Genomic DNA, 23,841 nt, shown 5'->3' with positions numbered 1-23,841 from the left:
CTGCGCGAAATTGCCGCCCAGCACCCTGCCGTACGCCTGCGGGTCCAGCTGTGCGCTGCGGGAACGCGGCCGAATGAACTCCCGGTGAGCGCCCCCGCCGACGCCGGGACGAAGCCCACGATCACCCGGCTGGCGCAGCGGTCGGAGGGTGACGGGACCCGTCACGACGTTCTTTGCCGCAGCGCACCCGACACCCGTTTCACATCGTGGAAAGACAGCGTCCGGAAAACCTTGACCGGACGTGAATGGTGGTGTTCGCTGAAATCGCCGGGGCCGTTCCCGGTGAGGACCGTTCCGCCGCCCGGTCCGGTGATTCAGCAATCGGATGCGAGGTGTGCGAGAAGTGCGGGAACCACGTGCATTCCGGTGGCGACTGCTTGGACTGGTCCTGGCGGCGGCGCTGGCACCACTGCCGGCCGACGCGGCCCCCGCGGCCGAACCGTGGACCGGCGATTTCGCCGACTTCCCCAGCGCTTCCTGGAAGCGGCAGTGGGGTGTCCTCACCGAGGGTGACTGGGGCTTCGACCGGATGACGCCGCAGGGCGACGCGCTGGACGTCTTCTACGGCAAAGGCTCCTCGGCGCCGTCCTGCGGTGACTGCCCGAGCGAGGGCGGTGGGCAGTTCTACACCGACTTCCGCTCGATCGGCCGAGCCGACCTGGCGGACGCGCGGACCCTGTACCTGAGCTACCAGGTGCGATTCCCGGCCGACTGGGACTTCGGCGAGCGCGGTGGGAAGCTGCCCGGCCTCTACGGCGGGCCGCCCGGGCAGGCCACTGGCGGCCAGCACGGGGACGCCTGGTCGACGCGCTACATGTGGCGCATCCGCAGCGACGAGCCGAAGGCCACGGTGTACGTCTACGACCCGTCGATGGGCAGCGGCTACGGCGAGGACGTCGGCCTCGGCGCGTGGAACTGGGCGGCCGACGGGCAGTGGCACACCGTGCAGCAGTCGGTGGACCGCTCCTCGGGCACGATCACCGTCTGGTACGACGGCCGGGAGGTGCTGCGGGAACAGGCCGTCCACGAGATCGCCGACATCCCGTTCGGGGGCATCCTCTTCTCCACGTTCTTCGGCGGCCACGACACTTCGTGGGGGCCGAGCCGGGACGTGCACGCGCAGTTCCGGGATTTCCGGGTCAGCGAGACGAACCTGCGCTGATCCGCGGCCGGGCAGCCGCCAGGCGGGTCAGCCGACGATGAGGGGGCGCAGGGTGCGGTGAGCGATGCGCAGGCCCTGGGTGACGCGCTCGTCGTCACCGCCCCACACCGGGTCCTCGTGCTCCACCGACAGGGTTCCGGTGAAGCCGTGCTCGTAGAGCCGGTCCACCACGCGCGTCCAGTCGATCTGCCCCAGCCCGGGCACGCGGTAGCGCCACCAGCCCATGTCCCAGGGGTTGCCGCCCTTGTCGACCTTGCCGAAGAAGCCGTAGCGCTGCCGCGCCGCCGGGTCGAGTTCGACGTCCTTGGCCTGGGCGTGCACGATCCGATCGATGTGGGGTGCGATGGTCTCCACCGGGTCGATGCCGATCCAGGTCAGGTGCGACGGGTCCCAGTTCAGGTACAGCCCGAGGGAGAACATCCACTCCCACAGCTCCGGCGAGTACGCCAGGTTGCCCGGGTAGCCGTCGGGATGCCAGCCCTCCATCACGCAGTTCTCGATGATGATCCTCACCCCGCGTTCCCCCGCGTAGTCCACCAGTTCCGGCAGGACCCGCTCGGCCTCGGCGAGGTTGTCGGCCACCGACTTCGTCCAGTCGCGGCCGACGAAGGTACCCACATAGGGCACGCCCAGCGCCTGCGCCGCGTCGATCGCGTGCCGCAGATGGATGCGGATCTCCTCGCGTCGCGCCGGATCGGGGTGCAGGTTGTTGTCGTAGTAGGCCAGCGCCGACAGTGTCAGCCCGTGCCTGTCGAACAGGGCCAGGGTCTGCTCGACCTGCTGCGGGCCGAAGTCGGCGACCGGCAGGTGTGCGGCCTCGAAGTCGCGCCCTCCGGTGCTCGGCCAGACCGCCACCTCCAACGCCTCGTACCCGGCGTCGGCCGCCCACGCGGCGATGCGGTCCAGGCCCCACTGCGGGAGGCACGCGGTGAGCATTCCCAGCTGCATGGTCACACCTGGGTCCAGGAGCCGTCAGCAGCCGAGCGCAGCACGGCGTCGACCAACCGGGCCGAGCGGAGCCCGTCGGCGAACGTGGGCAGTCCCTCCGGGCTGCCGCCGTCGATGGCGGCGTAGGTGTCGGCTACGAACGCCTCGAAGCACTGCGCGTAGCCCACCGCGTGCCCGGCGGGCAGCGTCGACAACCGCCGCTGCTCGGCCGAACCGTGCGCGGGGTCGCGCACCAGGATCCGGTTGCCGTCGACCCCGCCGAGCCAGACGCGTTCCGGGTCCTCCTGGTCGAACACCGCGCTGCCCAGCGAACCGTCCAGTTCGAACCACAACCGGTTCTTGCGGCCGGCGGCGACCTGCGAGATCACCGCGGACACCGGCACACCGGTGCTGGTGCGGGCCAGCAGCATCGCGGAGTCCTCGGTGCACACCTCAACCCGCTCCGCCGGTTCGCCGGTGGGGCCGGCGAAGCTGGGGCCGCCGGTGGCCGGCCGGGTGGGTACCGCGATGGAGGTCTGCGCGGACAGCTCGGCCAGCCGCTCGCCGGACACCCACTCCACCAGGTCGCACCAGTGCGACCCGATGTCGGCGAACGCGCGTGACGCGCCCCCCAGCTCCGGGTCGACCCGCCAACTCGACGCGTCCGGCGAGAGCATCCAGTCCTGCAGGTAGGTGCCGTGCAGCAGGTGCCAGGTGCCGAACTCCCCGGCCTGCCGCCGCGCCCGGATCTCCCGCACCACGGGGTGGTAGCGGTAGACGAACGGCACCGTGGCCACCAAGCCACTGCGGTCCGCGGCGGCGGCCATCCGCTCCGCCTCCGCCAGCGAGATCCCCAGGGGTTTCTCGCAGATCACGTGCTTGCCCGCGGCCAGGGCCGCCTCGGCGAACGGCGCGTGGGTGGCGTTCGGGGTGCAGATGTGCACCACCTGGACCCGCTCGTCGGCCAGCGCCTCGGCCAGATCCTGGTAGGCCGCCGTGCCCCAGTTCCGTGCGACCTCGGCGGAGCGCTGCGGGGACGAGGCCAGCACTCCGGCGACCTCGGCGCCGGCCAGCAGCGCCGCTCGCCGGTGCACCTCGCCGATCATGCCGGCGCCCAGGATCGCCACGCCGCGGGGCTCGGTGGCGGGGGAATGAACACGGCTCACGCGGAGTCTCCTCGGATCGGTGGGAACAGTTACGGGTGTCTCATGCCCGAATTTCGTTGGGATCAAAACTAGAGCCGCGTATTTAGGCCGACAAGCCCCATGATTTATTTTCTTTCCAGTCATTAATCGGCCGGAGATCGAGGAGCAGCGCGATGGCGTGGAAACCGGTCCGACTGGCGGTGCCGCGGACGTCCGGGCGGGCCGACGAGAACCTGGTGCACAGCGGCCTGGCGCGGCTGATCGCTTCGGGCGCAGCGGAGAGCCGCGTCGAGCTGGTGCGGGCCACCGGCCTCGCCCGGTCCACTGTGCACAACCACCTCGACGCGCTGATCTCGGCCGGGGTCGTCGTCGAACGCGGCGCGAAGGGCAACGGCGGGCGCGGCCGACCGGCGCACCGGCTGGCCATCGCCCCGCGCGCGGGCGTGGTGCTGGCCGCCGACGTCGGCGTGCACAGCACCCGGCTCGCCGTGGCCGACCTCGGCCAGGATGTGCTCGCCGAACGGCAGGTGAGGCTCGACATCGCCATCGGCCCCGAACCGTTCCTGGAACGGCTCACCGCGCACCTGCGGGATCTGCTCGCCTCCGCGCGGGTCGCGCCGACCGAGGTCAAATCCCTGGTGATGGGCCTGCCCGGCCCCGTCGACCCGCGGATGGGCATGCCGGTGCGCCCGCCGATCATGCCCGGCTGGGACAGCTTCCCGGTCGGCGACACGATGGCCGCGCGGTTCGGCTGCACGGCCTCGGTGGACAACGACGTCAATCTGATGGCGCTGGGCGAGGCCCGCGCGCTGCCCGCCGAGGAGTCCCCGCTGCTGTTCCTCAAGATCGGCACCGGCATCGGCGGCGGCATCGTCTGCGCCAACGGCGAGCTGCACCGCGGTGGCGACGGTGCGGCCGGGGACATCGGGCACATCCGGGTCCCCGGCGCCGACGACGTGGTCTGCCAGTGCGGCAACGTCGGCTGCGTCGAGGCGGTGGCCTCGGCCGGCGCGGTGCTGCGCCGCCTGCGCACCGGCGAAGGCGGGCCGCAGACCCTCGAGGATCTCGCCCGCCTGCTGCGCGACGGCGACGCCACCGCCGTGCGCCAGGTGCGCTCCGCCGCGGCCACCATCGGCGAGGTGGTGGCGATGCTGGTGCACTTCTACAACCCCAGGCGGATCGTCCTCGGTGGACTGATCACCGCGGTCTGCGACGACCTGCTCGCGGGCATCCGCAGCGTCGTCTACCGGCGCGCGCTGCCGCTGGCCACCCGGAACCTGTCGCTGGCCAACAGCGTCCTGGGCCGCTGCGCGGGACTGGCCGGCGCGGTGGTCGCCGGCATCGAGAACGTGTTGTCCCCGGAGGGCATCTGTGCACTGGCGCACGCCATGTCCTGACCCGCCCGCCCGCACCCGTCACGCGATCACGTGGCGGTCACATGCGCTGCACCTCGGTAACCTGACCGTCCTTCAGGGACATGATCTGCCCGGTGTCGCGCTGGGTGAACAGCGCCGAGCCATCCGGCAGGAACGTCACGGCCCAGGGGATCTCCAGCCCGGTGGCGACCGGCGTCGCCTCGGCCGCCTGGGCGGCGGGTGTGCAGGTCAGCGCCAGCGTGGCGGCGCAGGCGACGATCTGGCGGATCATCGCAGCCTCCTTCCCCTCGCGAACTCCTCGTCGGCGACGTGGTGAGGCGGCGGATCACCACCAGCGATCCAGGCACTCCCGAAAGACCGCCCGTACCGCCGCCAGGAGGCTTCGCGCACCGACGTTCAGCTGTGCAATCCCGGCAGCCTCCCGGCGAGCCGCGAACCGGGTGCACGCCGACTTCGCCGGGACCAGCTCGTGCCGCTGCTGCGTCGACCTGCTCGGGCCGCGTCCACGCTGGTCGAGCTACATTCGGGCGTGCCTGGACCGTAGCGGCGAACGTCCCGCCCGGGAGGTGTCTGATGATCGACAGGAGCCGGCTCACCGCACTGCTGGTGCGCACCGCGCTGTTCTTCGCGGTCGCCGTCGGGCTGGCCGTCGTCTCGGGCTGGTCGTGGTACGGCGTGGTGGCCGTGGCACTGACCGGCGGAGCCGCGCTGCTGCAGCTCGGCGGCGTGCTGTGGTTGCGGCGCGTCGAGCAGCGCAACCCGGAGGCGGCGAAGAAGGCGTCCCGACCAGGCGGGTTCCGCTGACCGCCTTGACGCGAAGCCCCGGGAGGCCGGCGACGCGATCGCCCGCCTGATCCGGTCCCGACCCGGCGTAATAACCCAGCCCCGGTATGGTAGGTCCCGTGCGGGTGCGGTCGGAGATTCTCCGGTGGGGGCTGCTGGTGGCCCTCGCCCTGTGCGTGGTGCTCATGCACCACGTGCCCGGCGAGCACGACCAGCCCCACCCGCCCGCGGCAGCCGCCCACCACGTGGCGCCGGTGGAGCACGACCCGGGCCCGGCGGCCCCCGACCACGGGCTGCTGCTGCACCTCTGCCTGGCGGTCCTCACCGGGTTCGTCGTGCTCCTGCTGCCGCTGCTGCACCGCGCCCTCCGCGCGGCCCACGAGCGGGGCGACCACCTCGTCACAGCGGCCCGGGACCTCTTCCGGCCGCCCACCCCGGTCCCCCGCCGACTCGCCGCCCTCTGCGTCCTCCGGTGCTGACCGGCACGGGCCACGGCTCACCGTGGCCGGCGTCCGCATGCCTGACAACCAGCTCCGGAGGAGACGAGGAACCACGATGAAACGCGTGCTCACCGCTGTCGTCGGCGCCGCCGCGGCAGCCGCGGTCCTGGCCGGGTGCAGCGGCGGCGACATGCCGCCCATGCCCGGGCACGGGGCACCGACCACCGCGGCCCAGCCCGGCGCCGAGGCCGCCAACACGGCCGACGTCGCGTTCGCGCAGGGCATGATCCCGCACCACCAGCAGGCCATCGACATGTCCCGGCTGGCACCCGAGCGGGCCCAGTCCCAGCAGGTCAAGGACCTGGCCCGGCAGATCGAGGCCGCGCAGGGCCCGGAGATCCACACGTTGTCCGGGTGGCTGCGCGACTGGGGCGCCCCGGAGCCGCACGGTGGCATGGACCACGGCGGCATGGGTGGCATGATGTCGGCCGACGAGATGGCGCAGCTGCAGGCGGCGCGCGGCACCGAGTTCGACCGGCTGTTCCTGACGATGATGATCAGGCACCACGAGGGGGCCGTCGCCATGGCCCGCACCGAGCTCGCCGAGGGCCGGTTCCCGGCGGCCAAACAGATGGCGCAGCAGATCATCGACGCCCAGCAGGCCGAGATCGCCACCATGAAGGGCCTGCTCGCCCAGTCCTGATCAGGTGAGGAGTGGAGGGCATCGTGCCGGACCTGCTCGGCGACGATGCCCTCCATGCCACCCCCGTCATGGGAAGGATGTGATCGGAATGCGTGACCTGCTGCGGGTGCACGGCTCCCGCCGGATCGGTGGCTTCATGGCCGGCGGGGAGGCGCTGGTGCGGTTCTGCTGCCGTCGGCTCGTGCCCTCGGCCCGGGTCGACATCCGGCGGGCCGGGGAGTTCGGGGTGCTCGCCGCGAGGATCAGCATCGCCGGGCGTTGCCGGCGGTGACGCTCAGGACTTCACCAGGCGGGCGATGGCCTCGCTGGCCTCCCGCACCTTCTCGTCGGCGTTCTTGCCACCCTCGGACAACGCCTCCGCCACGCAGTGCTTGAGGTGCTCGTCCAGCAGCCGCAGGGACACCGCCTGCAGGCCCTTGGTGGCCGCGGAGATCTGGGTCAGGATGTCGATGCAGTACTTGTCCTCCTCGATCATCCGGGCCAATCCGCGGATCTGCCCCTCGATGCGCGCGAGGCGCTTGAGGTAGTTGTCCTTGTCCTGGGTGTATCCGTGCATCTGCGCTCCCATCACCGGCCAGGTGCGCTCAGGGTACCCCCTGCCGGTAGCGCCCCGGGGCTTCGAGCCGGGCCCTGGATCAGCCACGTGCGGCGCCGGCGACCGCGCCGTGACTGCCCGGTCCGGACCGGGCAGCACCACGTTTCAGCCCCGGGTGTTACCGGGAAGGCAATGGTCGGAAGGCAGTCATGCAGCGTTCTGAGGAGGTGACGAATGGGCCGGATCAGCACCGCGCTGCACCGGTTGCGGGACTGGTTGCGGTCATCGGCGGGCCGGCGCCGCGACGGCCACTGCGACCCGCTGCTGCACTGCGGCGTCCGGGTGCCGCCGGACCGCGGTTGAACCGGGGGGACACAACGGGCGGGGAACCGCTTGAGACGGCGAAGTGAGCCGCGGCCACTGCGCCAGCCCGGTGACTCCGGTCCGAGTCACGGGCCTGAAGGTTTGTGCGCGGCTGCGCTGGGTAGGTGAACGGGCACGCCAGTGAACGCACCATCACCGGAGAGGTGAGAGCAGTGGCCGCGACAGCTCGATTACCCAAACCGGTCGGCGAATCCTGGCACTGGCAGCTCCAGGCGGCCTGCCGGGACGTCAGCACCAGCCGCTTCTTCCACCCGGAGAACGAGCGCGGCAGCGCCCGCGACAACCGCGAGGCGCGGGCCAAGTCCATCTGCTTCCGATGCCCGGTGATCCGTGAGTGCCGCGCGCACGCGCTCAGGGCCCGCGAACCGTATGGCATCTGGGGCGGTCTCGGTGAACGGGAGCGCTGGGAACTCATCGCCCGCGGCCACACGGCATGAGAGCTGGCGGATACGTTTCGCCGCGCCGGTCGGGACCCGGCACCGGGCGCCCGACCGGTGCCTTCGGTTCAGCGGAAACTAACTTGACATTGAGCCGTTTTCTTTTTCTGTCCTTTGTGGACTTCGCGCGACAGCCGCGTGACCAGCCCGAAACGCACTGTCCCCGCTAAGGATTTCATGCCCCACCGGCGCGATGTATTCCGCATCACACCGCATTTCTTGCCGAAGCGGGAACAAAACGATCGACTCGGTTGCTGGTACCCGTCGTCAGTTTCGCCCGCCGATCGCGGTGGAATCCGAAGGGGAATGATGGAAAACGTTGCGCTGCACAGCCCACCGACGGCCGATGGTGCGCAACCAGCAACCGGTGAGCCGACCGGATCCGACCGGCTCAAGGTCATCCTCGTCCTGGGGGCGCTGATCGCCCTGGGTCCGCTGACCATCGACATGTACCTGCCCGCCCTGCCCGCCATCGGCGACGACCTGCAGGCGTCCCCGTCCACCGTGCAGCTGAGCCTCACCGGCACGCTGCTCGGCCTGGGCCTGGGACAACTGTTGATCGGCCCGTTCTCCGACATCGTCGGGCGGCGCATCCCGCTGATCGCGGGCACGATCCTGCACATCGCGTCGTCCATGCTGTGCCTCATGGCACCGAACATCGCGGTGCTCGGCGTGCTGCGCACCGTGCAGGGCGTCGGCGCGGCGGCGACGATGGTGGTCGCCATGGCCGTGGTCCGCGACCTGTTCACCGGGCGGGCCGCCGCCACCGCGCTGTCCCGGCTGGTGCTGGTCATGGGCGTGGCCCCGATTCTGGCACCCTCGCTGGGCGGGGCGATCCTGCTGGCCGGTTCGTGGCGCGGCGTCTTCGGCGCGCTGGCCGCGCTCGGCGCCGTGCTGCTCGTGGTGGCCCTCCTCGCGCTGCCGGAGACGCTGCCACCGCAACGCCGCCAGGCCGCGCAGTTCCGCCCGATGCTGCGCACCTACCGGACGCTGATCACCGACCGCGACTTCGTCCTGCTGACGGTGGTGGCGGCGCTGGCGATGTCGGCGCTGTTCTCCTACGTCTCCGGCTCGTCGTTCGTGCTGCAGCAGCAGTTCGGGCTCAACCAGCAGGTGTTCGGCGTGGTCTTCGGCATCGGCGCGGTGGCGCTGATCGGGGCGTCCCAGTGCAACGTCGTCCTGCTCAACCGGTACACGCCGCGGCAGATCGTGTTCCGCGCGCTGTCCGCCGCGACCGTCGCCGGTCTGGTGCTGACCGTGCTGGCCACCACCGGCACCGGCGGGTTGCTCGGCTTCGTGATCCCGCTGTGGCTGGTGCTGGGCGCGATGGGCTTCGTCCTGCCCAACGCCCCGGCGCTGGCGCTGTCCCGGCACGGCGAGGCGGCCGGCACCGCCGCCGCGCTGGTGGGCGCCGTGCAGTTCGGGCTCGGCGCGCTGATCGCCCCGCTGGTCGGGCTGCTCGGCAACGACGGTCCGGCGATGGCGATCACCATGACCGGCGGGGCGGCGATCGCCCTGGTCGCCCTCGGCGTGGCCGCCCGGCTCGGCCCGGTGGACGAGCCCACCGACGCCGCAGCCTGAACTATCCTCACGGCTGGGCGGTGGCCCCGCCCAGCCGTGAGGAGACGCGATGGCCGAGCCCGAGTTCATCGACCTGGACAAGCCCAACGCGGCCCGGGTCTACGACTACTACCTCGGCGGCAGCCACAACTTCGCCGTGGACCGGCAGATGGCCGAGGAAGCCATCGCGATGTGGCCGGAACTGCCGCTGATCATGCAGGCCAACCGGGCGTTCCTGCGGCGCGCCGTGCAGTACTGCGTCAAGCGGGGCGTCCGCCAGTTCCTCGACCTCGGCTCCGGCATCCCCACCGTCGACAACGTGCACGAGGTCGCCCAGCGCGAGGCCCCGGGCGCCCGGGTGGTCTACGTGGACACCGACCCGGTGGCCGTCGCCTACAGCAAGAACCTGCTGGTCGGCAACCCGGACGCGGACATCGTGCGGGCCGACCTGCGCGACCCGGACCAGGTGCTCGGCGCGCCCGAGGTGGCGGAGCTGCTGGACCTGGCGCAGCCGGTGGCGCTGATGATGGTGGCGGTGCTGCACTTCATCGGCGACGAGGACCAGCCCGGCCGAATCATCGCCCGCTACCGGGACGCGCTGGCCCCCGGCAGCTTTCTGGTGATCTCGCACGCCACCGCGGAGGGCCGGCCGGACGTCGCCGGTTCGCACGCCGATCTCTACCGGAGGCGCACCACCACGCCGCTGACGATGCGCCCGAAGGCACAGATCCTCGCGTTCTTCGAGGGGTTCGAGCTGGTCGATCCGGGGTTGGTGCACCTGCCGCTGTGGCGGCCCGCCTCCGCGGACGACGTGGGCGCGCACCCGGAGCGGTTCACCGGCCTGGCCGGTGTCGGACGCAGGCCCTGATCAGGAGCGGGCGCCGCGGCGCTTGCGGCCGGTGATCCGGTTGTAGACCACCAGCACGATCACCGCGCCGACCACCGACCCGACCCACCCGGCCGGCTCGAAGCCGCGCACCCCCACGGTGAGCAGGCCGAACAGCCAACCTCCCACGATCGAACCGGCGATGCCGAGCAGGACCGTCCGCACCAGTCCGATGTCGTCCTTGCCGGGGACCAGGGCGCGGGCGACCAAGCCCGCGATCAGGCCGAAGATCACCCATCCGACGATGTTCCAGAACACGGAGCCGACTCCTCTGGGGCGGGGACAGGACGGCCCCAGGCTACGCCGATCACCGAGCGACCGGTCGCGGGGCAGCGCTGTCCGCTCCGGCCCGGATCGCCCCGCGCGGCGGGGGGCCGAGTCGGCGGTGCGGCGTAAACTCCGTGCTTCGGCGAGTGGGACCGCGTGCGTTTTCGGAGGTCGGGATGTGGGAGCGGCTGGCACCGACGTCGATCGCGGGCCGGGTGGAGCAGCAGATCATGCAGGCCATCAACTCCGGGCGGTACAGCCCGGGTGACCGGCTGCCGCCCGAGCGGGAGTTCGCCGAGCTGCTCGGGGTCAGCCGCCCGACCGTTCGGGAGGCGATCGGCGCGCTCAAGGCCAGGGGCATCGTCGAGGTGCTGCACGGGCGCGGCGTGTTCATCGCCGAGCCGGAGACCACCCGTGAGCTGCGCGAGGCACTGGCCACCCAGCGGCACTCCATCGACGAGCTGTTCGCGATGCGCGAGGTGCTGGAGGTGCCCGCCGCCGGGTGGGCCGCCGAACGGCAGGACGCCGAGGCGCTGCGACGGGTGTCGGACCTGCTGGAGACGATGCGGGCGGCCGCCGAGGAGGTGCCGCGGGACTTCGACCGGCTGCACCAGCTGGACACCAGGTTCCACCTGGCCATCGTGGAGGCCGCAGGAAACAAGTTCCTCCAACAGACGCTCGGCGTGCTGCAGCGGATCCTGCACGAGGGCATGCAGACGACGCTGATGGTGCCCGGCCGGGTCGAGGCGGCCCGGGAGGACCACCAGCGCATCCTGGACGCGCTGCTCGCCGGTGATCCGGACGCCGCCCGCCAGGCCGCCCTGGACCACGTGCGGTCGGCGCGCGCCACCGCCCTGCGGCGGCTGGCCGAGCGCGCCGAGGACCAGCAGGCGGCGCGGCAGGGTTAGGGTCTGATCAGGTCTCCGGCAGCGGCTCGGCGGCCCGGGCGAGGTCGAGCAGGTTGCGCATGCCGACCACGACCTCCTCGTCGTGGTCGGCCAGCCAGGTCAGCATCGCGTGGTCCCGGGAGTCGAGTTCGACACCGGCCAGCGGTGCCCGCAGCACCGCCAGGTTCAGCGTGCAGCGGTGGGAGCGGGCCTCCCGGTTCGCCCGCAGCTCCTCCTGCGACCACGGGCGCGCCGCGGCCATGCCCGAGCTGTGCGCGTCCAGGCACCCGGCGTCGGAAGGGTCATCCATGCCGCGGCTCCATTCCTCGGACCTGTCGTTGTCTTCTGGATAACACGACGCGAAAACGGCTCAAGGGGCATAAGTCCCCGCGTCAGCCCAGCGTCGATGAGCCGAGCGGCACAACCCGATATCACCCCTGTGGGTGATCTTCGCGGGCTGGAAAGCCGCATCGAGCCCCGTAGACTGCCGCCTCGTGAGTGCCGGATCACACACCTCGACCGAGGCGGCCCTGCGCGACGCGGTGGACACCGCGCTGATCGACATTCTCACCGCGCAGAGCAACACCCCGGAACGCGCCCACCGCGAGCTGACCCGTGCGGTCGGCCTGCTCGACCAGAACCCGCAGATCGACATCTCCGCCGCGGCGGCCTCCGCCGTGCGCACCGCCGCCCAGCACCTGGCCCGGGGCGACCGCGACGACGCCCGCTCCGCGCTGGTGGCCGCCCGCGGCAGCCTGGCCGCTCCCGGCTCCCGCCTCAGCCCCGAATCCCGCCGCGCCGACTGAGGAACCGCTCGGCCTCGCCGCGCTGCACGGCGGGGCCTGCCGAGCACGATCGGGGTCGCAGGTCGTTGGACCCTGCCCGCACCACCGCGGCGCTGGCACCGTGACGAGTGCCAGGTGGTGCTCGTGACCTGCGAGGAGGGGCACCATGCAACGGTTCCCGGCGGTCTTCGACCTGGTGCCGGACCAGATCGAGCAGGCCATCCGGCTGGCCGGGCGAGCCCCCTCGCTGCACAACTGCCAGCCGTGGCGATTCCGCGTGCTGCCGCGCGTCATCGAGATGCACGCCGATCCCGGCCGACGGCTGCCGGTCGCCGATCCCGACGACCACGAACTCCGGCTGGCCTGCGGTGCGGCGCTGATGAACCTGCGCCTTGCGCTGGCGCACGCCGGTGTGCGGCCGATCGTGTCCCTGCTGCCGCCAGCGGCCACGCCGACGGTGCTGGCGGAGGTGCGCAGCGCCGGCCACCAGCGCCCGGAGGCCGAGCAGATCGCCCTGTACGAGGCCATCAGCGACCGCCGGACGCAGCGGCAGCCGTTCCGTCCCACCGCGGTCCCCGAGAGCAAGCAGCACGAGCTCGTCGAGGCCGCCCGGGTCGAGGGCGGCTTCCTGCACCTCGTCCAGCCCCGCGAACGCGACGCGGTCGAGGTGCTGGTGCGCGGCGCACACCGCGCCCGGATGGCCGATCCCCGGTTCTGCGCCGAGCTGGCCACCTGGGCCGAGCGGACTGACGTCGAGGCGCCCGCTGTCCCGGAACCCCGCAGCCGGTCGCCGCAGCAGGACTTCGCGGAACGAGCGACCCCGCCGCCCGCCGCCCCGGACGCACAACCGCTGCTGGTCGTGCTGGGCACCTGCGAGAACAGCCCGGAGGCCGAGCTGCGGGCGGGCCAGGCGATGCAACGGGTCTGGCTGACCGCCACCGCCCGCGGGCTGGTCGCGGTCGCGCTGCCCGAGGTCGTCGGACTCCCGGAGACCCGCGCGGAGTTGCGCGACCTGCTCGGTGGTGCGGTGCACCCCCAGGCGCTGCTCCGCATCGGCTACGGGACTCCGTCCCCGGCCGCGCCCCGCCGGTCCGCCGACGAGCTGCTCATCGACGAGCTGCCGGCGTCGAACCATTCGTGACCGGTCACTGTGGCACCGGTTCGCGCTGCGCACCGTTGCGCAGCCGGTCGGCGAGTTCCTCCAGGAACCAGTTCAGCACCGATTCGGCCACTTCCGCATCGGCGGCCGAACCCCTGCTCCGGGCCTCCGCGCGGGCCCGAACGGCGATCTCGATCTCCTCACGCAACTGCTCGTACGGGAGGTCGCAACAACGCGTAGCAAGATCCATTTCAGACCACTCCCGTGGTCACGCACCGGAACCACGCCCCCAGGCACACCCCGGCGCTCTCCCCCATTGTTGTCCAGCCCTCATAGCGAGGGCAGTTCGTGCGCACGTGTCACGACAGTAACCCGTCGGCCACAGATTTACCTTCACCCACATGGGTTTCAGTGGGAAATTCACCGTCATGCACGACACACAATCACAGCTGTCCCGGTGGCCGCCCGGCGAAACATGTCCCGCGTCGCACCGCCACCGCACAGCCTGCGAGGCGCCGATGATCACACCGGCACCGGCCCAGCGCACCCCATCGGGAGACGAGGATGACCTCCAGGCTTCGCACCAGCGACGAGTTCGATCCGCTCCACCGCAGGCTGGCCGAGCTGGCCCCGCTGTTCCAGGACCACGCCGACGAGTGCGACCGGCGGGGCGGGCTCACCGACGAGGTGGTCCGGGCCCTGCACGGCAGCGGCGTGTTCCGGATCGGCATCCCGCGCGAGCTGGGCGGCTACGAGTTCAGTCCGCGCCAGCAGCTTGCCACCATCGCGCAACTGTCCTATTGGGACGCTTCGGTGGCCTGGACGACCATGGCGCTGCAGATGGTCACCGGCACCACCGCCGCCTACCTCGGGCCGGAGGCGGCGCGGGAGCCGTACCCCGACGTCGCCCGCGGCGAGCACGCGCTGATGGCCGGGCAGAGCACCAAACCCGGCACGGCTGTCCGCGTCGACGGCGGCCACCGGATCAGCGGCCACTGGCAGTTCGCGTCCGGCATCGCGCTGGCCGACCACCTGCATTCCGCCGCGCGGTGCGCGGAAACCGGGCGAGTGCCGGTGTTCACCTTCCCCAAGAAGCAGGCGACGCTCATCGACAACTGGGACGTGCTGGGGCTGCGCGCCACCGACAGCATCGACTACACCTGCGAGGACGTCTTCGGGCCCGACACGCATGTCTTCGAGGCGACCACCACGCGGGCCCACCACGGCGGCGCACCGGGGGCGCGATGAAACTTCCTCGAACTGCAGGACCCGTGACCGTGGCCAGATAACGTTCCGGTCATCCGGTGAACCACTCGCCCCGCCGTGCGTCCCAGAGGATGAAGGACGAACGACTGGAGGAACATGTCGGACCAGGCGAGCGAGCCCTCGAAGCCCGACGAGGCGGGCCGACCGGTGCGATCAGCGGGTGCCGCGGCCGAGCCCGTGGCCGCGCAACCGGAAGCACGACCGGCTGCGGCTGTGCCAGCGGAGCAGCCGGGTGGTACCGAGGCCAAAAAGCCCGCGGGCGCCGCGGCCGAGCCGCGAGCGGACCAGACGCCAGCAGCCGAGGCCGAGCCGGGCGGGACCGCGGACAGCGTGCAGGGCCCTGGGCAACCGGCCGCCGGCGTGGTATCTCAGGCCGCCGGACCGCGGATGGCATCGGTGCCGAACCAGCAGGCGCTGCCGCCCATGGCGCCCCTCCCCCACCAGCCCGCCGCGTGGACCCCGCAGCCGGTGCCGCCGATGTTCGACGACTTCTGGCCCCGGCCCGAGCCGTCCGCGGCCCCGGCCGCGCTGCTGGCCGCAGTCCTCGGCGGCGCCGCAGCCGCGGTCTTCGTGCCGCTGGGCGCGCCCGGGATCGGCTGGCCGCTGCTCGGCCTGGTCACCGCGGCCGGTCTGCTGCTGGTGGGCCGCAAGGCCGGCCGGAAGGTCCACATCGGACAGATCGGGTGGGCGGTCCTGGCGTTGCTGCTGCTGGCGGTGTGCGCCTTCCGGGCGGCGGAGTGGCTGACGACGTTGTGCGTGCTCACCGCAGCGGTCGCCGGGACGCTGGCCGTCACGGGTGCACGCACCGTGCTGTCGTTCGCCCTGGCCAGCATCGCGATCCCGATCGCGACGCTGCGCGCGCTGCCGTGGACCGTCCGCGGCACCCGCGAACTGCGGCGCACCCGCGGCGGCCTGCGGCTGGCGGTGTCCGTGCTGGTCAGCATCGTGCTGCTGGTCGTCTTCGGCGCGTTGTTCGCCAGCGCCGACGAGAACTTCGCCGAGTTGGTGGCGACGATTCTGCCGACGCTCAACGCGGAGACGGTCTTCCGCTGGACGTTCGTGTTCGTGCTGTTCGCCGCCGGGACGCTGGGTGCGGCGTTCACCACGGCCCGCCCGCCGGAGCTGGCGGAGCGGACGAACCCGGTGCGGACCCTGCGCCGCCTGGAGTGGGCACTGCCGATCGGAGTGCTCGTGGTGCTGTTCGCGGCGTTCGTCGCGGTGCAGAGCACGCCGATGTTCGGTGGCGAACAGCACGTGCTGACCACCGACCGGCTCACCTTCTCCGGCTACGCGCGCAGCGGATTCTGGCAGTTGATGGTGGTCACCATCCTCACCCTGCCGATCATCGGCGCGGCGGCCCGCTGGGCGCCCAAGGAGTCGCGACTGGACCGCAACCTGCTGCGCGGCCTGGCCGGGGCGCTGGCGGTGCTGACCCTGGTGATCGTGGCGTCGGCGTTGCTGCGCATGAGCGCCTACCAGGCCGCCTACGGCTACACCGTGCTGCGCGTGCTGGTGATGACGTGCGAGCTGTGGTTGGGCGTGGTGTATCTGCTGATCATCGCGGCCGGGGTGCGGTTGCGCGCGGCCTGGCTGCCCAGGGCCGTGGTGGGCACGGCGATGGCCGCGCTGCTCGCGCTGGCGGCAATCAACCCGGAGGGACTGATCGCCGAGGGCAACATCGCCCGCTACCAGCAGACCGGCAAGCTGGACGCCTTCTACCTGTCGTTGCTGTCCAGCGACGCGATCCCGGCGCTGCAGCAGCTCCCGGAGCCGACGCGGCAGAAGATCGTCGCCGGCATCGTCAACGAACTGGACGAGAAGGACTGGCGGTCCTGGAACCTCTCCGACCACCTCGCGCCTCGCTGACGGGCGGTGGCGGGGATCGTCACGGTCCCGTCATCCTCCGAACGCGGCCGAACGGGATGCGGGGCACCCTGCAAGCATCGGTGAAGGGCGCCCCGCACCGCGACGGTGCTCCCGCACCGGACGACGCGGCGTGACCGCTACCACCGATGGTCGCTCGACCCGGGCGAGACGCGTATCCGGGTGTTGACGGCGGCTCACCGCGACCGTCACTATTGCGCTATTCGCAAACCGTCTCGCAATGAGCAACACTGTTCGTTCGCTGACCGCTCGCCGGGCCCGGCGGAGGCCCAGGTTGGGAGTTGCTGATGAGGGTTCTGCTCGCCGACGCCTTCCCCGAGCCGCACCTGGCCGACCTGGTCGAACGCGGCCACGACTGCCGGTACGAACCGGACACCACCACCGGGCAGCTGGCCGACCGGCTGTCCGGCCGCGAGGTCCTGATCGTGCGCAGCACCCGGGTCCCCGCCGAGGTGTTCGACAACGCCGACGCACTGCGCCTGGTCATCCGCGCCGGCTCCGGCACCAACACGATCGACTGCGCCGCCGCGGCACGGCGGGGCGTGCGGGTCTGCAACGTGCCCGGCCGCAATGCGATCGCCGTCGCCGAACTGGCCCTCGCCCTGCTGCTGGCGCTGGACCGCACCATCTGCGACAATGTCGCCGACCTGCGTGCGGGGCGCTGGGACAAGAAGCGCTACTCCCGGGCCCGCGGCATCTTCGGCCGCCGCGTCGGCGTGATCGGACTCGGGCGGATCGGGATGGCCTTCGCCGAACGGGTCGCGGCCCTGGGCACCACCGTGTACGCCGTGGCCAAGCCCGGACGCGACCCGCACACCCTGGAACGCGCCCGCGCCATCGGCATCCGGTTCGTCGACGACCTGCCCGAACTCGCACGGACCTGCGACGTGCTGTCGCTGCACCTGCCCGCCACCGACGCGACGCGGCACCTCGTCGACCGCGACCTGCTCGCCCACGTGCAACCGGGCACGATCATCCTCAACACCGCGCGCGGCGACCTCATCGACGAGGACGCGCTGATCGAGGCGATGGAGACCAAGGACGTCCGCGCCGGGCTGGACGTCTTCGCCGACGAACCCGCCACCGGCACCGGCACCATCGACTCGCGGCTGGTCAAGCACCCCAACGTCTACGGCACCCACCACATCGGGGCCTCCACCGAGCAGGCTCAGCACGCGGTGGCCGCCGAGGTGGTGCGGATGGTCGACGCGTTCGCGTCCGGCGAAGTCCTGCACTGCGTCAACTGCGGCGACGCGTCATGAGCACCACGCCCGCGCTGGACCGCCGCGGCATCACCACGCGCCCGCCGCGCGCGCAGGTCAGGACGACGTCCGGACAGTACGCGCGGCTGCCCAGCCCCGCGGTCGTGGTGTACCGCATGGAGACCGGGCGGCACCGGCAGACCGGGGTGGTCCTGGAGGTCTCGCTGGACGACTACCGCACCGGCCGGATCCGGTGCCACGAGGCCACCCAGCCCGACCGCGAGCGGGAGCTGGAGGAGCTGACCGAGGCCACCGGGATCGAACAGATGCCGGTGATGCTGGTGCACCGCCGGCATCCGCTGCTGCGCGCCCAGCTGGCCGAGATCACCACCACCGACCCCGACGTGCGGCTGACCACGGGCGAGGTCACCCACTCGGTGTGGATCCGGCGCGACGCGGAGCGGGCGCGCGCGGTGAACTTCGAGGTCAGCCGCATCCACGCGCTCTACATCGCCGACGGGCACCACCGGATGCGGGTCGCCGGGCGGTACGCCGACCGGCATCGCGACCTCGGCCCCACCCACCCCGCCGCATACACGCTCGCGGCGCTGTTCCCCGCCGACGAGATGCGCATCCTCGGCTACCACCGGTGCGTGCCGGTGCCGCCGGACGGCGAGGTGCTGCGGCAGCTCGCGACGCACCCGGCGACGATGCGGATCGAGGCGGCAGCCGCGCCGGAGGCCGCACCGGGGGTGATCGCCGTGCGGCTGGACGAGCAGTGGTACCGGCTGCACCTGCGCACCCGGCGCGACCCGTACCACGGGCTCGACGCACGTGTGCTGGACGAGGAACTCCTGCCGGAGCTGGCGGTTGACGGCCACCACAACGTGGACACCTGCTGGTGCGCGACCCACCGGACGATTCACTTCGCCCCGCACCCGCCGAGTATCGACCAGCTGATGTCCACATCGGACGCCGGGCTGGTGATGCCGGCAAAGTCGACGTGGTTCGACCCCAAGCCGGCCCCGAACCTCTTCCGCCGCAGACTCCGCTGAACCCCACACCCGCCCGGACCCGCCGAGCCTCAAGCCCGCACCCACTCGCCGCGGCAGGCTCCCGGGCGCTTGCCGCGGCGCAAGCCAGGGCCCCCCGGCGGGAAACCTCCCAAGGTTGAGCGAGCTTGGATCCCCACCCCCGGCGCGAGAGTGGTCGTTGCTCCTGTGGTTTGCGTTCGGCTAGGATCACGGTCGTGACTGCCGGGTCGGCCTTGGGCCACGAGCGAGTTGGGTTCCCGGCCGGGGCGTGAGGCCCCGGCGGGCGCGGAGCCCGCCCTTTCCCTGATACCACGCGTTCCGCGTGCTGTTCGCGCCGCATCGATGGTGCCGCGCTCTCTTCGCGCCTGAGCCGGTCGTACCGGCGACCGGCGGCTTCAACGCGCCTTCTTCCTTTTCCCACAACGAATTCAGCCTGCCCGAAGGACGGTTCCGCGCAGCACCGCCCGCGGGCCAACTCATCCCTGGAGCCCCATGCCCAACGACTTCAACCAGCGGATCATCGACGAGTTCCGCGCCAACAACGGCCGGGTCGGCGGCCCCTTCGAGGGCGGCCGACTGCTGCTGACGACCACCGGCGCGCGCACCGGCGCCCCGCACACCACGCCCGTCGGCTACCTGCCCGACGGTGGTGACCAGGTCCTGGTCATCGCCTCCGCCGGCGGTGCCCCGAAGCACCCCGACTGGTTCCACAACCTGGTGGCCAATCCGCTGGTCACCGTCGAGGACGGCGTGTTCACCTACCAGGCGCGGGCCACCGTGCTCGAGGGCGCCGACCGCGACCGCGCCTTCGCCCGCGCCGCCGAGGCCGATCCGGGGTGGGCCGCCTACCAGGCCCGGACCACCCGCACCATCCCGGTCGTGGCGTTGCGACCGGTCTCCGGCGGACCGCCGAACGCGGCGTCACCGGGCGCCGGGCTGAAGCTTTTGCACGACGCTTTCCGGCGGGAACTCTCCTTGATCCGCAGGGAGATCGCCGAGTCCGGACCCGGGATCGGAGCGCAGCTGCGGGTCAACTGCCTGACGGTGTGCCAGGGACTGCGCAACCACCACACCGGCGAGGACACCACGATGTTCCCGTTCCTCACCGAACACCACCCCGAACTCGCGCCGGTGCTGGAGCGGTTGCGCGCGGAGCACGAGCGGATCGCCACGCTGGTGGCCGAACTCCACAAGGTCGTCTCGTCGACCGCGGCGGACCCGGCGCTGGTGCGGGCCGAAGTGGACCGGCTCGCCGACGAGCTGGAGCGACACCTGGCCCACGAGGAGGAGCAGCTGATTCCGGTCCTGGACGCGTGAACCGGTGGCCCACCGCACGGCGGAGCCACCTCCTGGGCTTCAGAACCCGGCCAGCGCCTCGTGCGTGATGTCCGACGGGCTGTTGTGCGCCAGCAGCTGCTGGCCGAGGGGCGTCAGCCCGTGCAGCACCGCCTTCCCCAGTCGCGTCGAGGTCACCAGCCCGGCCCGGCGCAGCACCGAGGTGTGCTGGCTGGCTGATGGCAGCGAGGTCTGGAGGCGTTGGGACAGTTCCGACGTCGAGCAGGGCGTCTGCAGCGCCAGCAGCACCTGGGCCCGGGTGCGGCCCAGCAGCGCGACCAGGCTCTCCGGCACGTCGTGGCTGTCGATGGCGCGCCGCTGCTGCGGCGTCTGCCGCGCGGGGTACACCAGCACCGGCGGCAGTTCCGGGTCGATGAACGTCATCGGATGGCCGAAGCAGAAGAACGACGGGATCAACGTCAGGCCGCGCCCGCCGAGGTGCAGGTTCCGGGTTTCCGGGTAGACCGTCTCCAGCACCGGCCAGGTCCACCGGATCGGCGCGGGCAGCGACCGGAACGCCTGCTCCACGCCACCGGTGGTCAACTGGTGGGTGCGCAGCACGCGGTCCTCGACCACCCGCTCCTGCACCTGCCGCCAGTGCGGGCGGACGGCGGCCTCGAAGTAGTCACGGAGCATGGTGACCAGGCTGATCACGATGGCCCGGTCGCCGTCGGCCAGCGACCGCACCCACGCCGGCGCCGTGCCGCGCGGGAAGGTCCGGGCCAGGTCCTGGCGCAGGTCGTCGCGGCGCGCGGCCAGGATGGTCTCGATGCCCTCGTCGAACCCGACCGGGGCCGGGGTGAGAAAGTCGGGGAAGTTGCCCTTCACCGGCACCAGCGTGGACAGCAGGAACATCCGCCGCGACAACCCCGCGTCCCGCAGCCGGTGCCGCGCCCACCGCTGCCAGGCACGCTGCTGCGGCCAGGGCGCGGCGCCGCGCAGGACGTGCAGGCTCAGCGCGAGCTCCCACATCGGGTGGGGCTGGTCGAGAATGCGCGTCCGCAAAACGTCCGCCGGAGTGAAGTGGATTCTCAGCACGCTCGTACTCCAACACGTGCCCGGTCGGGCAGATAGTGCCGTTTGCCGTAACGGATCCGCTCACTCGGCCGATCAAGGGGAACTCGCATTTTACCGATCGGACGCCGCGTCCGCCGCGTAGCGAACAACACATTTTTCCCACCACGACGAAGAAATCGGGAACTGATACAACGATCAACCAACCCAGGGCGGGGATTCTGCGTTTCGCCACCGCCAGCTCGCACGTGTTTGTGATCTTGGATACGCCCGCCTGGCGCTACCTTTCACGCTGCTCTGAAAGGATTGTCGGCCGCCTCGGGGTCCTGGAAGCTTCGACCGGCCGGGCAGCCGGGATCGCCGCCGGCGCGGCCAGGACCAGACGACGACGTCGGGTCCGCGCGACCGGACGCGGCGTCGAAAGCCGCCCGGCGCGGTTCGTCGTTCACACCACTCGCCACACGGCGGAATGGGGGCTCCGGCGCACGATGTCGCCTTCCGAGAAAGTGCTCGACCGGCACACCGCTTCCGAGGCACCGGCGGATCCGTTCCCGGTGCTGGGCATCGACCACCTCCGGTTCGCGGTGGGCAACCCCAAGCAGGCCGCCCACTTCTACGCGACCGCCTTCGGTATGCGCTGCGCGGCGTACCGGGGGCCGGAGACCGGGCACCGCGACCACGCCGAGTACCTGATGGTCGCGGGCAGCACCCGGTTCCTGCTGACCGGGGCGGCCCGCCCTGGCACCGATCTCGACCGGTACCTTGCGGTGCACGGCGACGGGGTCACCGACATCGCGTTGCGCGTCGCCGACGTCGAGCGCGCCTACGCGCACGCCGTGCAGCGGGGCGCGACCGGGCTGGCGGCTCCGCACCAGCCGGCGGACGGCCTGCGGCTCGCCGCCATCGCCGCCTACGGCCAGGTGCGGCACACCCTGGTCGAGCGCCAAGACGACGCGGTGTTCCTGCCCGGGTTCGAGCCGCGCGAGTTCGGCGGTGCGACCGAGGGCGCCTTCCACGGGATCGACCACGTGGTGGGCAATGTGGAGCTCGGTCGGATGGACGAGTGGGTGGAGTTCTACCAGCGGGTCATGGGCTTCACGAACATGAAGGAGTTCATCGGTGACGACATCGCCACCGAGTACTCCGCGCTGATGTCCAAAGTGGTCGCCGACGGCGAGCGGCGGGTGAAGTTCCCCATCAACGAGCCCGCCACCGGCGAGCGCAAGTCGCAGATCGAGGAGTTCCTGGAGTTCCACGGCGGTCCCGGGGTGCAGCACATCGCGCTGGCCACCGACGACATCGTGGCCACGGTGCGCCGGATGCGGGCCGCCGGGGTCCGGTTCCTGGACACCCCGGACGCCTACTACGACGCCCTCGACGAGTGGGTCGGCGAAACCCGGGTCCCGGTCGACGAGCTGCGCGAGTTGAAGATCCTCGCCGACCGCGACGAGGACGGCTACCTGCTGCAGATCTTCACCGCACCGGTCCAGGACCGCCCGACGCTGTTCTTCGAGCTGATCGAACGACACGGCTCGCAGGGCTTCGGCAAGGGCAACTTCAAGGCGCTGTTCGAGGCGGTCGAGCGTGAGCAGGCCCGCCGCGGAAACCTCTGAGGATCGGCCGATTTCGAAGCACGGCCTGACGCTCGTGCGAAAAGGAGCAGGATGACCACGACCCCCGCCGAGGTGCGGCCGCTGCGCGCGTTCGTCCGACTGGGCCGCCCGAAGTTCCTGTTCCAGAGCATGCTGGTGGTCGCCGTCGGCGTCACCATCGCGGTGCACAGCGGGTTCCCGGCCGACCTGCGCTGGTACCTGGTGACGCTGCTGTTCGCCTGGTGCACGCACCTGATGACGCACTACTGCAACGAGTACTTCGACCTGGAGGCCGACCGGGCCAACGCCGCCCCCACCTCGTGGACCGGCGGCAGCCGGGTCCTCGTCAGCGGGCACCTGGCCCCGGTGGTGAGCCTCAGCGCGGCGTTCGTGCTGCTGTTCGCCGGGGTGCTGCTGCTGGCTGTGCTGCCCGGCACGCCGACGCGGCTGATGGGCGCGGTGATCATCGCGCTGGCCTGGCTGTACACCGCGCCGCCGCTGCGGCTGAACTACCACGGCCTCGGCGAGATCAGCTGCGCGGCAGTGCTCTACGGGCTGGGTCCGCTGCTGGCCTGCTTCGCGCAGGCCGGCACGGTCAGCACGGCCGGGTTGAGCTGCATCGCGGTGCTGTTCGGCTTCCAGTTCCTGCGGATGGCGATCATGAACCTTCCTGACATCGAGGGCGACCGGGCCGTCGGCAAGAAAACGCTGGCCGTGCTGCTCGGCGCCACCGGGCTGGTGCGCCTGTTCGCGGTCGGCCAGGTCGCCGGGTACGCCGCGATCGCGCTGCTGCTGGTGCTGGGCGTGGTCCCGGCCGTGGTCGGCGTGCTGATGCTGGCCACCGCGCCGGTGCCGCTGTGGGTGACCCGGCAGCTCACCAGCGGCGCACTGCGGGAGCCCCGGCGCGCCAACGCCGTGACGTTCTGGGCGTCGATGCACATGCCGCTGACCGCCGCGGCGATCACCCTCGGCCTGCTCGCCGATCTCGCGGCCGCCGGGCGGTTGTGGCAGCCGTGGACCGCGGTGTGCGCCGCGACGTTCCTGGTCTTCGGCGGCTGGCTCGCGCGGGCCGTGCGGGACAACCGCGCCACCGCGCCGGTTCCCACGGGCTGAGCCGCACCCCGACCCCCACCAGCAA

The 23,841-nt window shown here is 71.7% G+C and carries 28 protein-coding genes; 20 read left to right on the top strand and 8 right to left on the bottom strand.

Features of this window, described 5'->3' with window-relative positions:
- Positions 1 to 343: 343 nt before the first annotated feature.
- A complete protein-coding gene (locus tag IEY17_RS13055; protein WP_229680110.1) occupies positions 344 to 1,162 on the top strand; it encodes a polysaccharide lyase in 819 nt (272 codons plus the stop codon).
- Between the two features lie 27 nt (positions 1,163 to 1,189).
- On the opposite strand, the gene IEY17_RS13050 is transcribed toward IEY17_RS13055, so the two are convergent.
- The gene (locus IEY17_RS13050; RefSeq protein ID WP_188987636.1) at positions 1,190 to 2,110 is read right to left on the bottom strand and encodes a sugar phosphate isomerase/epimerase family protein; all 921 of its coding nucleotides are present in this window, start codon (positions 2,108 to 2,110) and stop codon (positions 1,190 to 1,192) included.
- Positions 2,111 to 2,112: 2 nt separating this feature from the next.
- Positions 2,113 to 3,255: a Gfo/Idh/MocA family protein gene (locus IEY17_RS13045; protein WP_229680109.1), complete on the bottom strand. Its 1,143-nt coding sequence runs from the start codon at positions 3,253 to 3,255 to the stop codon at positions 2,113 to 2,115.
- 152 nt (positions 3,256 to 3,407) lie between these two features.
- Between IEY17_RS13045 and IEY17_RS13040 the strand changes: the two genes are divergently transcribed.
- Complete coding sequence (locus IEY17_RS13040) at positions 3,408 to 4,631, top strand: ROK family transcriptional regulator (RefSeq protein ID WP_188987634.1); 1,224 nt, start codon at positions 3,408 to 3,410, stop codon at positions 4,629 to 4,631.
- Between the two features lie 37 nt (positions 4,632 to 4,668).
- Here IEY17_RS13040 and IEY17_RS13035 read toward each other — a convergent pair whose 3' ends face one another.
- Positions 4,669 to 4,881 carry a PQQ-dependent sugar dehydrogenase gene (locus tag IEY17_RS13035; RefSeq protein WP_188987633.1) on the bottom strand — a complete coding sequence of 71 codons (213 nt, stop codon included), beginning with the start codon at positions 4,879 to 4,881 and terminating at the stop codon, positions 4,669 to 4,671.
- Between the two features lie 302 nt (positions 4,882 to 5,183).
- Here IEY17_RS13035 and IEY17_RS13030 point away from each other — a divergent pair, with 302 nt between their 5' ends.
- The 4 genes from IEY17_RS13030 (at position 5,184) to IEY17_RS13015 (ending at position 6,807) form a co-directional block, all read left to right on the top strand.
- Complete coding sequence (locus tag IEY17_RS13030) at positions 5,184 to 5,414, top strand: hypothetical protein (RefSeq protein ID WP_229680108.1); 231 nt, start codon at positions 5,184 to 5,186, stop codon at positions 5,412 to 5,414.
- A gap of 98 nt (positions 5,415 to 5,512) precedes the next feature.
- Positions 5,513 to 5,872, top strand: a complete 360-nt coding sequence (locus IEY17_RS13025; protein ID WP_188987632.1) for a hypothetical protein — start codon at positions 5,513 to 5,515, stop codon at positions 5,870 to 5,872.
- Positions 5,873 to 5,948: 76 nt separating this feature from the next.
- Positions 5,949 to 6,536, top strand: a complete 588-nt coding sequence (locus IEY17_RS13020) for a DUF305 domain-containing protein (RefSeq protein WP_188987631.1) — start codon at positions 5,949 to 5,951, stop codon at positions 6,534 to 6,536.
- Positions 6,537 to 6,624: 88 nt separating this feature from the next.
- Entirely contained in the window at positions 6,625 to 6,807 is a 183-nt protein-coding gene (locus tag IEY17_RS13015) for a hypothetical protein (RefSeq protein WP_188987630.1), read from the top strand.
- 3 nt (positions 6,808 to 6,810) lie between these two features.
- On the opposite strand, the gene IEY17_RS13010 is transcribed toward IEY17_RS13015, so the two are convergent.
- Entirely contained in the window at positions 6,811 to 7,092 is a 282-nt protein-coding gene (locus IEY17_RS13010) for a metal-sensitive transcriptional regulator (protein ID WP_188987629.1), read from the bottom strand.
- Positions 7,093 to 7,305: 213 nt separating this feature from the next.
- On the opposite strand from IEY17_RS13010, the gene IEY17_RS25825 reads away from it, so the two are divergent.
- The 4 genes from IEY17_RS25825 (at position 7,306) to IEY17_RS12995 (ending at position 10,320) form a co-directional block, all read left to right on the top strand.
- On the top strand, positions 7,306 to 7,434 hold the full coding sequence (locus tag IEY17_RS25825; RefSeq protein WP_268240342.1) for a hypothetical protein: 129 nt from the start codon (positions 7,306 to 7,308) through the stop codon (positions 7,432 to 7,434).
- A 173-nt stretch (positions 7,435 to 7,607) separates the two neighbouring features.
- Positions 7,608 to 7,892, top strand: coding sequence for a WhiB family transcriptional regulator (locus IEY17_RS13005; RefSeq protein WP_188987628.1), 285 nt, complete (start codon positions 7,608 to 7,610; stop codon positions 7,890 to 7,892).
- A 306-nt stretch (positions 7,893 to 8,198) separates the two neighbouring features.
- Positions 8,199 to 9,473 carry a multidrug effflux MFS transporter gene (locus IEY17_RS13000; RefSeq protein ID WP_229680107.1) on the top strand — a complete coding sequence of 425 codons (1,275 nt, stop codon included), beginning with the start codon at positions 8,199 to 8,201 and terminating at the stop codon, positions 9,471 to 9,473.
- A 49-nt stretch (positions 9,474 to 9,522) separates the two neighbouring features.
- The gene (locus IEY17_RS12995) at positions 9,523 to 10,320 is read left to right on the top strand and encodes an SAM-dependent methyltransferase (RefSeq protein ID WP_188987627.1); all 798 of its coding nucleotides are present in this window, start codon (positions 9,523 to 9,525) and stop codon (positions 10,318 to 10,320) included.
- Here the strand turns inward: IEY17_RS12995 and IEY17_RS12990 are convergent, their stop codons facing one another.
- Positions 10,321 to 10,596: a GlsB/YeaQ/YmgE family stress response membrane protein gene (locus IEY17_RS12990; protein ID WP_188987626.1), complete on the bottom strand. Its 276-nt coding sequence runs from the start codon at positions 10,594 to 10,596 to the stop codon at positions 10,321 to 10,323. It lies immediately after the preceding gene.
- Between the two features lie 185 nt (positions 10,597 to 10,781).
- Between IEY17_RS12990 and IEY17_RS12985 the strand changes: the two genes are divergently transcribed.
- Positions 10,782 to 11,513 carry a FadR/GntR family transcriptional regulator gene (locus IEY17_RS12985; RefSeq protein WP_188987625.1) on the top strand — a complete coding sequence of 244 codons (732 nt, stop codon included), beginning with the start codon at positions 10,782 to 10,784 and terminating at the stop codon, positions 11,511 to 11,513.
- A gap of 7 nt (positions 11,514 to 11,520) precedes the next feature.
- Here IEY17_RS12985 and IEY17_RS12980 read toward each other — a convergent pair whose 3' ends face one another.
- Positions 11,521 to 11,802: a hypothetical protein gene (locus IEY17_RS12980; RefSeq protein WP_229680106.1), complete on the bottom strand. Its 282-nt coding sequence runs from the start codon at positions 11,800 to 11,802 to the stop codon at positions 11,521 to 11,523.
- Between the two features lie 184 nt (positions 11,803 to 11,986).
- Here IEY17_RS12980 and IEY17_RS12975 point away from each other — a divergent pair, with 184 nt between their 5' ends.
- Both IEY17_RS12975 and IEY17_RS12970 read left to right on the top strand, forming a co-directional pair.
- Complete coding sequence (locus IEY17_RS12975; protein WP_188987624.1) at positions 11,987 to 12,298, top strand: hypothetical protein; 312 nt, start codon at positions 11,987 to 11,989, stop codon at positions 12,296 to 12,298.
- Positions 12,299 to 12,443: 145 nt separating this feature from the next.
- Positions 12,444 to 13,418, top strand: a complete 975-nt coding sequence (locus IEY17_RS12970; RefSeq protein ID WP_188987623.1) for an Acg family FMN-binding oxidoreductase — start codon at positions 12,444 to 12,446, stop codon at positions 13,416 to 13,418.
- A gap of 4 nt (positions 13,419 to 13,422) precedes the next feature.
- On the opposite strand, the gene IEY17_RS12965 is transcribed toward IEY17_RS12970, so the two are convergent.
- Entirely contained in the window at positions 13,423 to 13,626 is a 204-nt protein-coding gene (locus IEY17_RS12965) for a hypothetical protein (protein ID WP_188987622.1), read from the bottom strand.
- Positions 13,627 to 13,940: 314 nt separating this feature from the next.
- Here IEY17_RS12965 and IEY17_RS12960 point away from each other — a divergent pair, with 314 nt between their 5' ends.
- The 5 genes from IEY17_RS12960 (at position 13,941) to IEY17_RS12940 (ending at position 20,079) form a co-directional block, all read left to right on the top strand.
- Complete coding sequence (locus IEY17_RS12960) at positions 13,941 to 14,624, top strand: acyl-CoA dehydrogenase family protein (protein ID WP_188987621.1); 684 nt, start codon at positions 13,941 to 13,943, stop codon at positions 14,622 to 14,624.
- A 405-nt stretch (positions 14,625 to 15,029) separates the two neighbouring features.
- Positions 15,030 to 16,508 (top strand): DUF4153 domain-containing protein, encoded by a 1,479-nt coding sequence (locus IEY17_RS25390; protein WP_229680105.1) that lies wholly within the window; start codon positions 15,030 to 15,032, stop codon positions 16,506 to 16,508.
- A 305-nt stretch (positions 16,509 to 16,813) separates the two neighbouring features.
- On the top strand, positions 16,814 to 17,788 hold the full coding sequence (locus IEY17_RS12950; protein WP_188987620.1) for an NAD(P)-dependent oxidoreductase: 975 nt from the start codon (positions 16,814 to 16,816) through the stop codon (positions 17,786 to 17,788).
- Positions 17,785 to 18,783 carry a DUF1015 family protein gene (locus IEY17_RS12945; protein ID WP_188987619.1) on the top strand — a complete coding sequence of 333 codons (999 nt, stop codon included), beginning with the start codon at positions 17,785 to 17,787 and terminating at the stop codon, positions 18,781 to 18,783. The genes IEY17_RS12950 and IEY17_RS12945 overlap by 4 nt, the downstream gene beginning before the upstream one ends.
- 471 nt (positions 18,784 to 19,254) lie before the next feature.
- Positions 19,255 to 20,079: a nitroreductase/quinone reductase family protein gene (locus tag IEY17_RS12940; protein ID WP_188987618.1), complete on the top strand. Its 825-nt coding sequence runs from the start codon at positions 19,255 to 19,257 to the stop codon at positions 20,077 to 20,079.
- A gap of 39 nt (positions 20,080 to 20,118) precedes the next feature.
- Here the strand turns inward: IEY17_RS12940 and IEY17_RS12935 are convergent, their stop codons facing one another.
- The gene (locus IEY17_RS12935) at positions 20,119 to 21,069 is read right to left on the bottom strand and encodes an ArsR/SmtB family transcription factor (protein ID WP_229680104.1); all 951 of its coding nucleotides are present in this window, start codon (positions 21,067 to 21,069) and stop codon (positions 20,119 to 20,121) included.
- Between the two features lie 530 nt (positions 21,070 to 21,599).
- Between IEY17_RS12935 and hppD the strand changes: the two genes are divergently transcribed.
- Both hppD and IEY17_RS12925 read left to right on the top strand, forming a co-directional pair.
- Positions 21,600 to 22,724 carry a 4-hydroxyphenylpyruvate dioxygenase gene (gene hppD, locus IEY17_RS12930; protein ID WP_188987616.1) on the top strand — a complete coding sequence of 375 codons (1,125 nt, stop codon included), beginning with the start codon at positions 21,600 to 21,602 and terminating at the stop codon, positions 22,722 to 22,724.
- Between the two features lie 51 nt (positions 22,725 to 22,775).
- The gene (locus IEY17_RS12925; RefSeq protein WP_188987615.1) at positions 22,776 to 23,816 is read left to right on the top strand and encodes a prenyltransferase; all 1,041 of its coding nucleotides are present in this window, start codon (positions 22,776 to 22,778) and stop codon (positions 23,814 to 23,816) included.
- Positions 23,817 to 23,841 lie beyond the last annotated feature (25 nt).

The organism is Saccharopolyspora thermophila, from assembly GCF_014646075.1.
Classification (GTDB): domain Bacteria; phylum Actinomycetota; class Actinomycetes; order Mycobacteriales; family Pseudonocardiaceae; genus Saccharopolyspora; species Saccharopolyspora thermophila.
This window is presented reverse-complemented; position numbering and strand designations above follow the sequence as displayed.

Excerpts from the sequence above, each read along its gene's own strand:
- IEY17_RS13050 (WP_188987636.1), bottom strand. The coding sequence starts at position 2,110 with ATGCAGCTGGGAATGCTCACCGCGTGCCTCCCGCAGTGGGGCCTGGAC.
- IEY17_RS13040 (WP_188987634.1), top strand. The coding sequence starts at position 3,408 with ATGGCGTGGAAACCGGTCCGACTGGCGGTGCCGCGGACGTCCGGGCGG.
- IEY17_RS13035 (WP_188987633.1), bottom strand. The coding sequence starts at position 4,881 with ATGATCCGCCAGATCGTCGCCTGCGCCGCCACGCTGGCGCTGACCTGC.
- IEY17_RS13030 (WP_229680108.1), top strand. The coding sequence starts at position 5,184 with ATGATCGACAGGAGCCGGCTCACCGCACTGCTGGTGCGCACCGCGCTG.
- IEY17_RS13020 (WP_188987631.1), top strand. The coding sequence starts at position 5,949 with ATGAAACGCGTGCTCACCGCTGTCGTCGGCGCCGCCGCGGCAGCCGCG.
- IEY17_RS13015 (WP_188987630.1), top strand. The coding sequence starts at position 6,625 with ATGCGTGACCTGCTGCGGGTGCACGGCTCCCGCCGGATCGGTGGCTTC.
- IEY17_RS13010 (WP_188987629.1), bottom strand. The coding sequence starts at position 7,092 with ATGCACGGATACACCCAGGACAAGGACAACTACCTCAAGCGCCTCGCG.
- IEY17_RS25825 (WP_268240342.1), top strand. The coding sequence starts at position 7,306 with ATGGGCCGGATCAGCACCGCGCTGCACCGGTTGCGGGACTGGTTGCGG.
- IEY17_RS13000 (WP_229680107.1), top strand. The coding sequence starts at position 8,199 with ATGATGGAAAACGTTGCGCTGCACAGCCCACCGACGGCCGATGGTGCG.
- IEY17_RS12995 (WP_188987627.1), top strand. The coding sequence starts at position 9,523 with ATGGCCGAGCCCGAGTTCATCGACCTGGACAAGCCCAACGCGGCCCGG.
- IEY17_RS12985 (WP_188987625.1), top strand. The coding sequence starts at position 10,782 with ATGTGGGAGCGGCTGGCACCGACGTCGATCGCGGGCCGGGTGGAGCAG.
- IEY17_RS12980 (WP_229680106.1), bottom strand. The coding sequence starts at position 11,802 with ATGGATGACCCTTCCGACGCCGGGTGCCTGGACGCGCACAGCTCGGGC.
- IEY17_RS12970 (WP_188987623.1), top strand. The coding sequence starts at position 12,444 with ATGCAACGGTTCCCGGCGGTCTTCGACCTGGTGCCGGACCAGATCGAG.
- IEY17_RS12965 (WP_188987622.1), bottom strand. The coding sequence starts at position 13,626 with ATGGATCTTGCTACGCGTTGTTGCGACCTCCCGTACGAGCAGTTGCGT.
- IEY17_RS12960 (WP_188987621.1), top strand. The coding sequence starts at position 13,941 with ATGACCTCCAGGCTTCGCACCAGCGACGAGTTCGATCCGCTCCACCGC.
- IEY17_RS25390 (WP_229680105.1), top strand. The coding sequence starts at position 15,030 with ATGGCATCGGTGCCGAACCAGCAGGCGCTGCCGCCCATGGCGCCCCTC.
- IEY17_RS12950 (WP_188987620.1), top strand. The coding sequence starts at position 16,814 with ATGAGGGTTCTGCTCGCCGACGCCTTCCCCGAGCCGCACCTGGCCGAC.
- IEY17_RS12945 (WP_188987619.1), top strand. The coding sequence starts at position 17,785 with ATGAGCACCACGCCCGCGCTGGACCGCCGCGGCATCACCACGCGCCCG.
- IEY17_RS12940 (WP_188987618.1), top strand. The coding sequence starts at position 19,255 with ATGCCCAACGACTTCAACCAGCGGATCATCGACGAGTTCCGCGCCAAC.
- IEY17_RS12935 (WP_229680104.1), bottom strand. The coding sequence starts at position 21,069 with ATGTGGGAGCTCGCGCTGAGCCTGCACGTCCTGCGCGGCGCCGCGCCC.
- hppD (WP_188987616.1), top strand. The coding sequence starts at position 21,600 with ATGTCGCCTTCCGAGAAAGTGCTCGACCGGCACACCGCTTCCGAGGCA.
- IEY17_RS12925 (WP_188987615.1), top strand. The coding sequence starts at position 22,776 with ATGACCACGACCCCCGCCGAGGTGCGGCCGCTGCGCGCGTTCGTCCGA.